Below are 14,363 nucleotides of genomic sequence, written 5' to 3' on the forward strand. Positions count from 1 at the left end.
GCGGGATTAATCAGTAAAAGCTTTCTCATGCTGTCAGCAATGCTGCTGGTTCCCGGCGTGATGACACTAGCCTCCCCGAAGGCGCCTAACCTTGAGGTATTGCTTGATCAGGCTCGAAGCGAAGCGTATGCCGTGCCCGCCACGAACAGCATCAACCAGGCACAAGAGAGCTTCAAGCGCTGGCTTGCCGCCGATGACCGCCTTAAAGCGGCAAGGGAACTTGCATCTTCTCGTTTCGATGCCCTAGGCGTCGAGCCGGTTGCCTTATTGGAGCCGGGTATCGTTGTGTTGACCGAAAAAGCAGGCGAGAGGCGGGGGCGCGGCCTCTTTGCCGCACGCATCGAAGATGGCTCGCCACTTCTGATTCAGGCGCCTCACCAGTATTACGATCTGCGTACCGGCACCCTCGCACGCCAGCTTTTTCTGGAGAGTGATGCCATGGCGGCGGCATGGAACACCACCCATCGCTACCATCGCGATGACACCGATTTGGTACATATTCCCGATAGTTACCTACATGCGCTGAGCCGCGCCTTTGCCGATGTGTACCCGGATGGGTGGATACTCCAACTACACGGCTTCAGCAGTGCCAAGCGCAAGAGCCGGGCCGGGCGTAGTGCCCAGGCCATTCTCAGCGATGGCACCCGCAATCCATCAAGAAACTTAGCTCAGCTGACAGACTGCCTGTCGCAACGGCTTGATATCCGGGCGCTGCTCTACCCTCGGGATGTCCAAGAACTGGGCGCCACCACCAACACCCTGGCCGCTGACCTGCGTCGCCGTGGCTTTAATGGCTTTGTGCATCTGGAGCTTGATGCCCAGCTACGCAAGCGATTAGTAAGCGACGCTGATGCCAGAAATAGCCTAATCCAGTGCGTGACAGAGACTGCCCCATGAGATGGTTTGCCGTGATCCTGGCCTCTACGCTGCCTCTGACCGCCATGGGTCAGGAGCACCCTTATTCCTATTCTTCAGACCCGCTCAGCGGGCAAGCGCGGGCGAGCCAGCCGCCGCGACTCATCTGGGAGTTGGCCAATCGCCTGGATCACTCAAGAAATGGCCGTGTGAGGCTCGAGGCCGGCGAGACAGAAACGTTTGAGCTTGCTGCCCAAGGCCATCTTCGACTGCAGCTGGATGATGACCAGCCACCGCCTTTGCTGTGGCTCTCCCGAGACGGCGAACTCTGGTGGCAGACATTCTGGGCCCCCGGCCCTGAGGGCCAGGAGTGGTTTCATGTGAAGGATAAACCCTCGCCTCTGCTTGCCCGCCTGGAAGCAGAGACAGACGTTCACGGCCGGCTGCTTGTGGCTGAAATGGACCCTGTGAATTCGCCGGATTATTACCAGGACTATTACCAGGAAACCTCCACGCCGCGAGCGTTCGAACAAGTCGAGCTTGTTGATGATAACGGTGAGCGTCTGGACGTTCTGCGTTTGGGGCAAAGCGAGGTTCTTGCGCTGGATATCGAAGGGCCTGTGGTACTTGCCATTGCCAGTCGGCCTGCCGAGGCGGCAACGCATCAAACGCAATACACTCTGAGCTGGGCGCTGGACGAAACGCCCTGGCAGCAGGTGAGCATCGAGCGAACCCAGTTAAGCACTTTTTACCAGGAGGTGGGCGCCTCCCAGCTGCACGGCGGCATGGATCGGCGCTACCTAACGATTCCCGAGGGGGAACACCGCCTCAAACTCAAGGCATCACTGCCTTTGCTTGCAAGAATCGAGCAGGCTGAAGGGGATTACTTTCTTGATTTCAACGAACCCGAGCCAATAACGGCCGAGCTTACCCAAGGGCTTTTTGACCAGCCACTAACCGCTAATGGCAAGACGCTGGCAGAACTGGATGCCCTGCGCCAGTCTAATCATCTTGATGGCGCTGCCAACATAGCCCTGGGCTTTCTTGAACAAGAGGCGACACCCTGGCCTGGTGCTAAACCTCAGACGGCCAAGCAGGCGCTTGTGGGAGATATCGAACGCAGCCAGCGCTTTTTTCGCAATATCTATCCTGATGCTGGTGGTGAATCGCTTGCCATGAACACGGCCTGGTTCGCCACCACCAGCCCGCTGGATATTGAGGTCGATGAAGACTACTACCTAGATGAAAATGTGCTCGACCGGCTAGGCCGTGGTCTTTTCGTCGAGTTGGGCACTGAGGCATTGAACTATCCGTTACCGTTCCGCTTCGGGCCTTCACGCCTGCGCCTTTCCGTTGCTCGCCTGAATTCTCATAAGGACGCCGAGCTCTGGGTTCAGTACGACGAAGCGCCGGCAAAACGGTTGAGGCTTAGTGACCCTGCATTGCAAGTTGATCTGCCCACACCCGAGGACGCTGTGCTTTCCCAAGGTCAGTCACTCGTACACCCGACACTAGGAGGTATCTTCACGACAAACCGCGACCCTGGCCATTTCTGGCCGACGGCCAACGTGACCCTGCCGTTGCCAGCGGATGTCGACGAGGTGCGCGTCTGGAGTGATGCGCCAATTCCTGTGTCGCTGCAGTACCGGGCCAGCCAGCCTTTTGAGGCCAGCGAGAGCGCTTATCGTGAACTGATGGAAGAGACGTCTTCTTCTCTTTTTGCCCAGCTGCACCAGGCATTTGAAGCAGCCCCCCATCCCAAATCTGAGCCACTTACGCCTTCCATCACCCCAGAGCGTGCCCTGAAAAATCAGTGGTACCCGATGCTGCGTTATCTTCATGCCGCCCAGGCCGCCTATCTGGATGACGTAAGGCCGGAACGCCCGAACCAGGCCGTGGCTAATCTGAATGAGCGCCTGAAAAGAGCTCGATTGGAAGCAGAGCGCGAAGACTGGATCGGCGTGCTGGAAACGCTCGGCAGGGCAAGCTACGGGCAGAATCCGGAAGCCTACCGGCTATCGCAAAACGCTCTTGAAAACCTCGGTGAACACTACCTGGCGCAGCGCCAACGCATTGCCACGGCTGTGTTTGCGCATGATGCAGAGACCAGGCGCCTGGCAACGGATGATATGTTGGCGGAATACGCCAAGACCCAGCAATGGGGAAGTCAGGTTCGTCTGCTTGCCGCACGCTTTCTACGCGAAGGCGACAGCCGACTGCTCGATCCTTTAAGCGAAGCGCTGCATCGTGCCGGCGACTCCCTCTGGGCTAGCCAGGTTGGCTTGTTGCTCACCCATGAAGGGATTACACCGAACTGGCTGCCTGAGGCGGCACAGGCAGCCGGTTGGCAGGATACCGTGAGCAGCGTGCCAGACCCACTGCGTCAGGGCGATCTGGCTGCACGCGGGGGTGACAATGCCCGTGCCATGGAGCACTGGCGCCAAGCCGGGGAGGCAGGCCGAGCACGAATGGAGCGAATGCGCGATGCCGAGTCTATCGCCCGCGCGCTTGAAAGCCTCGATCGGAAACGGCGCTTGGCGGGCGTGGAGCGCTGGCTTGAATGGTCGTTGTCGCCAGAGCAAGACTTTGATTGGGTGTCGCTGGGTAATCGCCTCGAGAGCAGCCGAGGCTTCTCGACGCTGTTCAGCGAGGTCACGCAAAAGCCCCTTGCTCTGCCGCATGCCAGCACTGACGCCCCGGTGGAGCTGAACGTGGTGGGGCCAACGGTACTGCGCGTCCAGCTGCGTCAAGTGGGGCCGGATACCCGCAAGCCGGGGGAGATTGACTGGCTTGAGGCTGAACTTGTGGACGCTGGAGGTGAAACGACAACGCTTCAGTCGCCGATTCTCAGCCGTGCGGAAAATCCCTACCTTACAACGATCAATCAAAACACCGGCACCGCCACCGGCGATGACATCTTGTTTGAGGTGCCGGCCGGTCTGCACCGTGTCCGTTTGCGGCCGCTAGATCATGACTACCTGACCCAGCTGTGGCAATGGCAGCCGACACACCCCTGGACGGTATTGCCACCGTTGACGCCGCTGGCTTTGAACGATTTGCTACATGAACCTGCGGAAAAGATCGGCTTTTTGGCCGCCACGGTGCCGAATTACCTGCGCGTGCGTGAAGCGAACCTCGAACCGCTACCCGTGCTGCCTTCCGCACAGCTGTATACGCGTGAACTTGCAGCCATGAACGCCTTTATCTTCAAGGATGCCCTTGAATTCCTTGAATTTCCAGATCAATTTGCAAGCCCTAAAGACTGGCCGGCAGGTAGCTATGCTGTTCAGGTGAAGAACATCGCCACCAATGCTAGCGTGCCCGAATCACCGCAAGCGGCTCATGCTCTTGCCGTGGCGCTGCTCTGGCAGCTTGAGCAAAATCCCGGCCATTTGGACCAGGTGAGCGCACGCTTGGCCCAGCTGGCTGAGGTCCATAAAGAGGTGCCGGCCATCCGTCAGCTAGCCGATAGACTGCTTCAGGAATATAACTGGGAGCGCATCAGCAGCAGTTTCGAAAGTGCCGGGGTGCGCCAGCTGCCTCTGCAGGCGGAGATGCATTCGCCCTTTAGGCGCGTGCGCCAGGCCCTGCTTCCCGAGTTTCCGGCAGCGGCCATGCTCTTGAGCGGCAGAGGCACGGAGGGCGTGGAGCTTTTCACGCCCGAGCCGCTTGCCATTGAGATACGGCTAGATCAGCGCGTTCTGCCCCATGAGGCAAGGATCCCGGCCGAAGTGATGATCCAGATCGACGACCGCGAGCCCCGGCGGGTTCGCTTGTCGGAAAGGGGAACGATTGAGCGTATTCGCCTGGACGCGGGAGAGCATGCGCTGCGGCTGTGGCTAAGCGATCCGAGGCAACAACAGTTTGTGACTGCCCAGCTCAATCGGGCCGAGAGTGGGGCGCCTTTGGTTGAGGAGGAAACGCGTACCTACCACATTGCCGCCCCCGGCCAGCCCGCAAGCTTCTACGTCAAAGGGCCTGCTTGGGTGTGGGTGGATGAGTGGCCGTCGCACAACGGCTCGACTGTGTATCGCTTTGTGGCGCCAGGCTGGCAGAGCCTGACTTTCGAGTCAGGCGACGGTGAGGATCGCTACTACCGTCTGCATGCCCTGCGCCAGGCACGCAAGGCAAGACCGCTTGAGCCGGGCGTGAAGAAGGCAAGTCTTGCCGTTCCCGCCGAAGGGCCTTTGCCGCCGCCGGCGCCTGTCGAACCTGTGGCCTGGACGGTGGAAGATCGACATTCTCCCGGTGCCGGCCTTGATAGCTGGGGTGGCTACCTGAGATTTATCGAGCGTATTGATGGCAGTGAAGATGACGTGGCTCCCACCCAGGGAACGAGTGCTGTCGAGACCGGTTTAAGCTACCGTTTTCGCCAGCGGGACAGGCGGCTGTTCAGCCGCAGTGACCTGCTGCTGCGCTGGCTCGAGGGCAGCGAGAACATGCTGGGCGCAAAACAGTGGATAGACTTCTACCCCGAGGACAGCAACTGGCAGCTCGGCTTCTTCAGTGAGGCGTACCTTCAGCACGGCAAAATCGATGAGCTGGATGGCGACAATCACTGGTCGGCACGGCTGCAGGCAAGCATCGAGCGGACGTATCAGCTGTCGCCTCGGCTCAGGCACGAGCCGGGCCTCACACTGAACCAGCGCTGGTTGAGCCTTGATTCGGTACCCGACGGCGCCCTGGCGGAGCTTGACCCGGACGTCTTCTCGCCCTACAAGAACGATCACAAGCGAAGCCTGGTGCTTTCGGATCGGCTTACCTGGACGCCTCACCTGGATCAGCGGATCTATCTCGAGGGGGTGCTGGTCAGCAACGAATCACTCAACCCCTTTGATCCCGACTACCTGGAAGTCACTACGGCTGCTAGGCAGCTATTCGGCTCTGTGGCCGGGGAGGCGGGCGTGCGCTGGCGTCGCTACTTTAACGACAATGACCGTAGCGACAGCATTGATCGTAAGCGGGCCTTTGTGGGCGGCAACCTGCTGCGCTGGGGTGCTGGTGCCAATGCATTAACCTTGCGCGCGGAGACCGACTACGATATTGATCGCAGAAACTTCGGCTTCCAACTGAGAATCGGTTTTGAGGCCAACGCAGGGCGCCTTAGCCCGGCCAGGCGGCCGGATGAACTCGATTTTTTGCCACTGCGACGCGCCCAGCAGCGAATGCATGTTGAAACCAACCGTCTGGAACCGGTCTACCCATGAAGCGTAATACCACTCTTCAGCCTGAAACCCTTCTGACGGAAGGGCTTTCCGCGCCCTGGCAGCGGGTGAGCCGGCGCCAGATTTCTGCTATTTTGGTCTTTTTGCACAAGGGCGGGCGCCGCTTGCCTAAGGATGATCGCGACACCCTGTGCCGAGTGCTACTAGATACCTTGATGGATTGGATCGAGGTTCAGCGTCGGGAGATCACCCGTCTGCATGCCAACCATCATGAGTTTACAGAGCGGCTTGCCAGTGCCAGGTCGGAAGATGAAATCCGGGGGCACGTGCTCGACTATGCCCGCACCTTGGGGGCCGGGCGTCGCCAGTTGCTGGGTGATCGTTCCGCTTTTAAACGTTGGTTCGGCCCGGATGCAGTCAGTGAGCGTTACCAGAAGCAGTTCGCTGATTGCGAGCGTCACCTGAGCTTCAGCCTGGAGCGGCTGGGAGTGCTGGGTTCGACCTACATGGGAGGCGATGCGGTGACGCCGGAGGAGAGTATCCAGCGCTGGCGCCAGCTTAATCTCGAGGAAGGCATCGGTGATCTTCTCGCCTATGAAGGCGATCTGCGCGTTCGCCTTGCCGCCTTTCATGGTCTGGCCCGCGTTGCCCGTTCTCTGCCGCCGGAAGGTCGAGGGCGTTATCTTGGTGACAGCAGCCTGACCTACAGCTACCGGCTGGCCATGGATCACCGCCAGCCGGTCTGGCTTCAGACTGAGGCGCTGTCGCTGTTGAGCGTGCTGGGCTACCCCGCTGTGGTGGAGATCATCGAGCGTCGGTTGACGCGTGAAGCAGAGGGCGATGATTTCTTTGTGCGCCAACATGCGGTGCAGGTGCTTGGTGAGCACAGCGATGATCCGAGACTCGAGGCTTTGTTCGAGACGGCCCTGCATGACCCAAGCCCAACCGTGCGCCAGGCGTTGATTGACCTTTTGATCAAGTTGCGCCCAGCCTCGCTTACTCAGCATCTGCCGGTTCTTGCCCTGGAAGACAGCGCCCGGGAAGTTCGTGGTTATGCTGTCCATGCCCTGATCCGGCTGGTGGAGAGCGATGTCTCCTATGTTGGCTTCAGCCGGGAGCTTATCGATCGCGGCGCCCGCCATGAAGGTCATCCCATTACCTTGCGCTTGTATTGCCACATCATTGCGGCCATCGCCGCCGTCTTGCTTTCGAAGGATGATGAAGAAGCCCTCGGTCAGTGGTCGCAGACCGGCTTTGCGGTGCTCACGGCGCTGCATACCCAAGCAGATGATCTGCGGGTGCGGCGCTGGGCGGCACAGGCCCGGGAAACCCTCTGGTGCATGGCCGACACTGAGGCGCGACGCCTTCACGAGCAGCTTCGAATCCGGCTCAAAAAGGCGCCGGTGCGCAAGCGGCGTAGCCTAAAGGTTCCCGCGGCGGCGGACGATGACCGGCTCGGCCGCGTTTTGAGTGCGCTGACCCAAGCCGACTTTGGCCTGGATGCCAGCCGCTCATCAGGCAAACTCTCGTTTCGGCGCTGGGAGCGTTTTCGCTTTCGGCTCTGGCGGGCCTGGTACGAGCTCATGCACTCCTCGCCGGATAAGCGTCAGGCGGGCCACCATACCATCGGGCGGGTCTATTATGGCCTCTTTCAGGTGCCCTCGGCGCGGATGTCGGAGCTGAGCCCCACCAAGGTGCCCGGCGAGCCCTTGCACATGAGCGACGAGGACGGCTGGCGACCCTATCTTCCCTTGGTGGATCAGGTGATATCCAGCCTCGATCAGTCCTGGCCGACTCGGCCGATGACGCTTTACACAAGCGAAGGCGTGACCAAAATCACGCCGCCCGGCGGACTTATTGCCAGGCTTCGCGCGCGGCTGAAGCTCACGTTTCGTTTTGCCCATTACGCGAGGCTACGCAACTGGGAAGCCGACAGCGGCGGGGCGGCGAACGGCTACATGACGGCGCTTCAAGCGCTGGGTTTCACGGTGGGCTTTCGCACGCACACCGATCCTGATGCCAAACCATTGCCCGAAGACCCGGCGGTGCGGCGCTTCTTTCCCGCGCTTGCCTTTCCGCCGCTGCTGGTGGGTTGGTGGCAGGATTACACCGGGTACTTCGTGTCTGTTTACCAGAACACCCTGCGCCAGCTGATCTTCTTTTTGGCCGGCATGCTGGCGCTGTTCGTCGGGCGCCATGTCTATGTCAACTTGACCACGCGCCGTGCCCGCAACAAGCTGCCATTGGTGATCGGTGGCTGGGGCACCCGGGGAAAGTCGGGCACCGAACGTCTCAAGGCTGCACTTTTCAATGGCATGGGGTTTCATGTGATCTCCAAGACTACGGGCTGCGAAGCGATGTTTTTGCACGGCTACAGCCACCGTGATCTTCAGGAGATGTTTTTGTTCCGGCCCTACGACAAGGCCACTATCTGGGAGCAAGCGGACCTGGTGAAGCTTTCAAAAAAGCTCGATGCAGATGTGTTTCTTTGGGAGTGCATGGGGCTCACACCGTCGTATGTGCGCATCCTCCAGAAGCAGTGGATGCGCGACGACATTTCCACCATCACCAACACCTACCCCGACCACGAGGATATCCAGGGCCCGGCGGGCATCGATATTCCCATCGTCATGACCGAGTTCATTCCCAAAAACTCGACGCTGATCACCAGCGAAGCAGAAATGCTGCCGATTCTGCAGCAGGCGTCGCAGAAGCTTGGCACCGAGTGCCATAGCGTCAGCTGGATCGAATCCGAACTCCTGCCCAGGGATACCTTGTCGCGCTTTCCCTACGAGGAGCACCCCACCAATATTGCACTGGTTCTGCGCATGGCCGATGAGTTCGATATTCCTCGCCTGTTCGCGCTCAAGGCCATGGCCGACCACGTAATTCTCGATCTTGGTGTTCTTAAGGTCTATCCCCTGGCCAATGCTCGGGGGCGAAAGCTGCAGTTCACCAACGGCATGTCCGCCAATGAGCGCCTTGGGGCGCTGGGTAACTGGAACCGACTAGGCTTCGACAAGCAGGACCCAAAGGCCGAGCCCGGCGTCTGGATTTCGACGGTAATCAATAACAGGGCCGACCGGGTGGCCCGCTCGCGGGTATTCGCCGACATTCTAGTTAATGACATTAGCGCGGATCGTCACTTTCTCATCGGCACCAATCTCGAAGGCCTGATGGGCTATATCGAAGAGTCCTGGCAGGTGCGTCGGGAGGAAACCACGCTCTGGCCGCGCTCCCAGAACAACCCTGATCCGCAGGTTGAGTGGCACCGTCTGGCCCGACAGATGCGGGTTTGCGTTACCGAACAGGCGGTGCTCGGCAGGCTCTCAGCCATGCTCGAGGGTCTGGATGTGGCTCACGATACTCAGGTGCTTGCGGAAAACTTGGCTGACCCCAGCGACTACCTGAAGACGCTCGCGCAAGAGATGCCACTTTCCCGCCATATCAAGACGATTCTTGAACATCACAAAGACTATTACCGCGAATGGCAGGAGTTTTACGAGCTCGATGGGCGGATAGCCCAGACACCGGTGCCCTCTGATTCGCATGATAAGCGGGCCCGCGACCTGCTCTGGAAGTGGTTCAGGTCGCGCATCGAGATCGTGCGCTCTCCCTTCGTGACCGGTGAGCAGCTAGTCAACCTGATTTGCGAGCAGACACCGCCTGGCTACACCAACCGCATACTCGGCATGCAGAACATCAAGGGTCCGGGACTTGACTGGGTCTACCGTTGGCAGGCTTGGGACAAGATTCACGCCGCCGGGGAAATGATTCTGAGCGGCCAGCGTGGCGAGGCTACTCGGGGTCTGCAGTTTCTGGCAAGCTTTCAGGAATATGGATTGCTCTCGGCCGAGTACATGCAGGATCTTCTACACCGGGCACGGGAGCTGCCGGTGGCCCAGAGCGAGAACTTCCAGGCTGAACTTCGCTTGATTGCCGCCAACCTGGAGGCCAGGAATAAGCCCGAGGAACAAGAAGGGCAGTCACCTGGCGAGCCGACAAATGACCTCTGGCTGACTCTCGTGTCTTGGGTGGAAAAGTTTCTCGACGTGGGCGATGCCGTTCGCCGCCGGCGCAAGGCCGATCGCATCTATCGCGATATGGTGAGTCAGCGCATCAGTACGGCCAGAGCCGCTGATGAGCTACAGTACCTGACGAAGCGCCAGAAGGGCGGCTGGTTGGTTAGAAGGTGACGGCAAAAGGCCGCCCCCAGGCGGCATAAAGTAATTTGATTACGCACATGGCTCAGCCATCTTCAGGAACCGGTACGGCATCGGCGGCGTTTTTACCGCCACCGCGAGAAAGCGCGGAATCATGGCCTTGAGGTCGTAGCGCCTGTTGAAGCGGTATTCGAACTCGGCCAGGTAGCGTGGGACGTGCTGCCCGCGGATGGCATGGTAGGTGCCAGTGATGGCGTTATTGACGTTGCCCAGCAGGGTGTTGACCCAGTTGAACTCAGGGTTCTCCACGCTGGCACGCCCTCCGCCCGTGATGTGGCGCTCGTGGGCGTAGTCTGGTGTGTCGAAAGCCCGGAAACACCCCAGACCATCGCTGATGACCTGGCTGCCCGGCGCAATGACCTGTTGCGCATAGCGACGTATCTCGGTGAGGGTAAAGCCGCTCACACGGCGTAGCTGAACACGCTGCGGGTGGCCCTCCTCATCGGTTTGCACGGCCGCCACAAACGGGAATTTGTGCTCAGCGCCGCGCCCGCGCTTTCCCGGTCGTTCACCGCCCAGGTAGGCGTCATCGATCTCGATGCGTCCAGTAAGCGTCTCTCCCGGGTTGCGCTCGTGCATGACCTGCAGCAGTTTGTGCTTGAGCTTCCAGGCCGTGTTGTAGGTGACGCCGAGTTCCCGGGACAGCTGCAGTGCCGAGAGGCCATTCTTGCGTTGGGTCAGTAGGTAGTAGATCGCCAGGAACCAGGTGGTCAGCGGCAGGTTGCGTGCCATGGAAGATGATACCGGCGGTCAGCGAGGTCTGATGATGGCAGTGATGGCACTGGTAGAGCCCTCGCGACAGCTGGCAGCACGCCGTGTTGCCGCAGTCGGGACATACGAACTTCTTGGGCCAACGAAGCCGGTAGAGGGCCGCACGGCATTGCTCTTCCGTGCCGTACTGTTCGAGGAAGGCCGGCAGTGACAGGCCGGGTTGAAACTGGATAGGGTTGCGAGCCATGTCGATAACGCCTTGATCATCCACATGCTTTCATCGTAGTTCAAGACTGGCCTGATGGCTGACTGAGGTGAGTAATCAGGTATGATTTTCTTGTATAGTCGATGACAATATTTGTGACACAGTAGAACTAAGACTTGCCGCCAAGCAACTTGTGTGGCAATGCAATTATCTAGCTGGCGTGTGTCGATTTTCTTTGGCGTTGGGTCAATTGCAGAAGTGAATCAGGCGATCACAAGGAGTCAGCTGGATGGAAGGACGGGGAGGTGGCAAACGTTTCCTTGGCATACCGAGAATGTCAGTCATGCTCTCCACATTATGGCAGAACGATGAAGCTCTGGATTAACGCGCAGCATGATTCGGGGGTGCATTCACCAATAGATGTAGCGCAGGATCGCACGTAGTTCTGCGAAATATAAATTGGATAGGCAGGGAAGATTATTAATTATACCGTTATTTTAAAGCTAACCATTAACTCAACACTATAAAACCCCTTGACTGCAAGAGCATGAAGTTCCGTATCGATACCTAGCATGATACGCGGGTGTATTTACATGCTTGCTGTGGCCCAGCACCTTCTGTCTCCACCTGCTCGGAGTCGCCATGATAGATGCCCATTTCAGAATAGGTGGGCACCTAGTGTCACGGAATTCACCAGAAGGTGGGTTCACCGGACGCATATGGGCTCAATCGCGATATGTAAGGTTGGTTTCCCAGTTTTTGGCGCTTTGCTCTATCGCGTGTCTTACTCCCTCGGCATCACCTGACTGGAAGGCGGCATAAATCGCCTTGTGATCGTTGAGGGCAGTTTCCGGCAGTGTCTGCATCGACGTTTCGAGGGCCGCCTCGATCAACTCCAGCAGCGTCTGGCCGACTCGAATTGTCATTGGGTTGTGTGTGGCATGCAGGATGGCGCGATGGAAGCTGACATCGTGGCGTGATGTCTGCTCGCCGTTTGCGATCGCCTCGGCCATGTCGTCAATAGCCTTCTGAATTCGCCGATGATCCTCATCAGTAGCGTTAGCCATCGCTTGTAGCGTGTAGGCGGGCTCGAACATCAGCCGGAATTCAAGCACATCTTGCGTCATACCACGAGCCAGGATCATGCCAAAGGCCATGGGGTCGACCAGTGGTTCACCCGGCTCACGTCGGATGATCGTGCCATGGCCACGGCGCACCTCCACGATGCCGATCGCCTGGAGCATTTTGATCGCCTCGCGCACGCTCGATTTGCCGATGCCCATGCTCTGGGTCAACTCTGTTTCAGAGGGCAGATAATCTCCCGGCTTGAGGTCACCACGTATAAGAGCGGACTTGATCCGCTCCAATATCTGAAAGGCAATGGAGCTGCGTTCGATGGAACCATCGAAGCGTTCTGGCTGCTCCGGCGTAGCGGCCGGGTTGGACAAGGTGTTCATAAAGGAGTCTCTTGCTGACGTTCGGCTACAAGCACATGGATCGCTGGCGTGCTTAGCCTGGTCGTTTGTGGCGAGATATCAACGGAATGTGGGTGTGAGACAAATGACGCTTGCATCTTGGCATGAGCTGAGTCTAGCATGACTTAAGACGTCAGACATCAGATGTCCTATCAGTGAGCAGTGGATAGGGCGAGAAGAGCGTTGAGATGACTTGCGTTGGTTGCCCATAAGGGCGAGAGCAAACCAGACTTGGTGCTATGCCATGACGAAACGACGCATCATCGTGTTGACGACAGGAGGCACGATAGCCAGTAAACCCAGCGTGAATGGCCTCAATGTGTCTGGAGCCATGTCGGGAGAATCCTTGCTGGCGAGCGTATCTTTGCCGCAAATGCGAGACGTCGAGATTGAAGTTCGCTCGATACTGCAAAAACCCAGCAATGCCATCAGCCTAGACGATCTGGTCGAGATCAGCCGCCAGTGTCAGGCATTGGAACAGGATCCGGGCGTGATCGGCATCGTCATCACGCATGGTACCGATACGCTGGAAGAGACCGCCCATTTCCTTGATATCACACTATCCCTTCAGTCATGTGCCTTGGCCGTGACTGGCTCTCAACGTGCCCCGCATGAGGAGGGAACTGACGCCTTTCGAAACATCGCCAATGCCATTACCGTTGCAGCAGAGCCCTGTGTGAGAGGCATTGGCGTAATGGTCGTCTTCAATGAGTCCCTGTATGCCGCACGGAGCGTACGCAAGCTCAACAGTTATCGGGTGGATGGCTTCGGCGCGCCGGATGTTGGCGCGCTGGGGTATGTAGATGGTCAGCGGGTCCACCTGGCTCAGATCCCGCGGCGTTCAGCGCCACTTCCACTTGGCGAAAGCCTGCCGCGCATCGACATCCTATCCAGCTATCTTGATGCCAGTCCTCGTCTCGTCGGGGCCGCTTTGGCCAGTGGCGCACAGGCGCTGGTGGTGGAAGGCCTTGGCCGTGGGCATGTGCCGCCAGCGTGGATAGATGCCATCGGCGAGGCGACGCGCGGTGGAGTGCCGGTTGTCGTGGTATCTGGCTGCCATGAAGGACCGGTCAATACTCGCTACGAGTTCCCCGGAAGTCTGGCCAGTCTTCAGGCCCATGGGGCCATTGCCGTCCGCGACTTGAGTGCTCGCAAGGCGCGTTTAACCCTTGCTGTTCTGCTTTCGACTGATAGTCCGAAGGGCATTGCCGCTCGCTTCGAGCAAGCGATGTCCTGATCCTGTTGAGTCGGGGTTCCGTTTCGACAGGCCTTTGAATGCCAAGCTAGCGCTTGGCTCCACAACGATAAATAGGTACAAACAATGAACAACAAGTTGACCAAAGTATCACTGGCGGCCGCGATCGCGGCAGTGTCATTCGGGATCAGCCAGGCACAAGCGGCGGACTTCAACTTCACTTTCGCCCACGTACTGATCGAGGAAACGCCGAATGGACAGGCGGCGCTGCGTTTCAAGGAAGAAGTCGAGGAAAAGTCGGACGGACGTATCAGTATTGAGGTACTTCCCGCCGCACAGGTCGGTGGTGACGTCGAAATTATCGAGCAGATTCAAATGGGGCTGGTCGATATTGGCATCCCGCCAACCGCTACTCTAGCAGTCTGTCGGATTAAGGGGCGCGAATCGCAGAAGCAGCGTCCCTTCGTTGGTTTTTCCGCAGGGTAAGCAATCCTGCGGTTGGAAAGGCGCTTTCGCCTTCTACAGCCTTGTCTT

6 protein-coding genes and 1 pseudogene are annotated in these 14,363 nt (G+C 58.7%); 5 read left to right on the top strand and 2 right to left on the bottom strand.

Going from position 1 to position 14,363, the window contains the following annotated elements; all coding sequences use genetic code 11:
- Window positions 1-27 precede the first annotated feature (27 nt).
- The 3 genes from DU506_RS17245 to DU506_RS17255 are packed head-to-tail and all read left to right on the top strand — an operon-like array spanning window position 28 to window position 10,216.
- Complete coding sequence (locus DU506_RS17245) at window positions 28-897, top strand: hypothetical protein (RefSeq protein WP_147273770.1); 870 nt, start codon at window positions 28-30, stop codon at window positions 895-897.
- Window positions 894-6,062 (top strand): hypothetical protein, encoded by a 5,169-nt coding sequence (locus tag DU506_RS17250; protein ID WP_114488126.1) that lies wholly within the window; start codon window positions 894-896, stop codon window positions 6,060-6,062. The genes DU506_RS17245 and DU506_RS17250 overlap by 4 nt, the downstream gene beginning before the upstream one ends.
- A complete protein-coding gene (locus tag DU506_RS17255; protein ID WP_114488127.1) occupies window positions 6,059-10,216 on the top strand; it encodes a HEAT repeat domain-containing protein in 4,158 nt (1,385 codons plus the stop codon). The genes DU506_RS17250 and DU506_RS17255 overlap by 4 nt, the downstream gene beginning before the upstream one ends.
- Window positions 10,217-10,255: 39 nt before the next feature.
- On the opposite strand, the pseudogene DU506_RS17260 reads toward DU506_RS17255, so the two are convergent.
- Together DU506_RS17260 and DU506_RS17265 are read right to left on the bottom strand one after the other, a co-directional pair.
- Window positions 10,256-11,201 (bottom strand): annotated as a pseudogene (locus DU506_RS17260) (IS1595 family transposase).
- A gap of 683 nt (window positions 11,202-11,884) precedes the next feature.
- Complete coding sequence (locus tag DU506_RS17265) at window positions 11,885-12,616, bottom strand: FadR/GntR family transcriptional regulator (protein WP_114488128.1); 732 nt, start codon at window positions 12,614-12,616, stop codon at window positions 11,885-11,887.
- A 262-nt stretch (window positions 12,617-12,878) separates the two neighbouring features.
- Between DU506_RS17265 and DU506_RS17270 the strand changes: the two genes are divergently transcribed.
- Window positions 12,879-13,871: an asparaginase gene (locus DU506_RS17270; protein WP_114488129.1), complete on the top strand. Its 993-nt coding sequence runs from the start codon at window positions 12,879-12,881 to the stop codon at window positions 13,869-13,871.
- Between the two features lie 84 nt (window positions 13,872-13,955).
- Window positions 13,956-14,315 carry a TRAP transporter substrate-binding protein gene (locus DU506_RS17275; protein WP_235825740.1) on the top strand — a complete coding sequence of 120 codons (360 nt, stop codon included), beginning with the start codon at window positions 13,956-13,958 and terminating at the stop codon, window positions 14,313-14,315.
- Window positions 14,316-14,363 lie beyond the last annotated feature (48 nt).

It is taken from the genome of Vreelandella rituensis, from assembly GCF_003336665.1.
Taxonomy (GTDB): Bacteria; Pseudomonadota; Gammaproteobacteria; order Pseudomonadales; family Halomonadaceae; genus Vreelandella; species Vreelandella rituensis.

Coding starts and splice junctions, on each gene's coding strand:
- DU506_RS17245 (WP_147273770.1), top strand. CDS start 28: ATGCTGTCAGCAATGCTGCTGGTTCCCGGCGTGATGACACTAGCCTCC.
- DU506_RS17275 (WP_235825740.1), top strand. CDS start 13,956: ATGAACAACAAGTTGACCAAAGTATCACTGGCGGCCGCGATCGCGGCA.
- DU506_RS17265 (WP_114488128.1), bottom strand. CDS start 12,616: ATGAACACCTTGTCCAACCCGGCCGCTACGCCGGAGCAGCCAGAACGC.
- DU506_RS17270 (WP_114488129.1), top strand. CDS start 12,879: ATGACGAAACGACGCATCATCGTGTTGACGACAGGAGGCACGATAGCC.
- DU506_RS17250 (WP_114488126.1), top strand. CDS start 894: ATGAGATGGTTTGCCGTGATCCTGGCCTCTACGCTGCCTCTGACCGCC.
- DU506_RS17255 (WP_114488127.1), top strand. CDS start 6,059: ATGAAGCGTAATACCACTCTTCAGCCTGAAACCCTTCTGACGGAAGGG.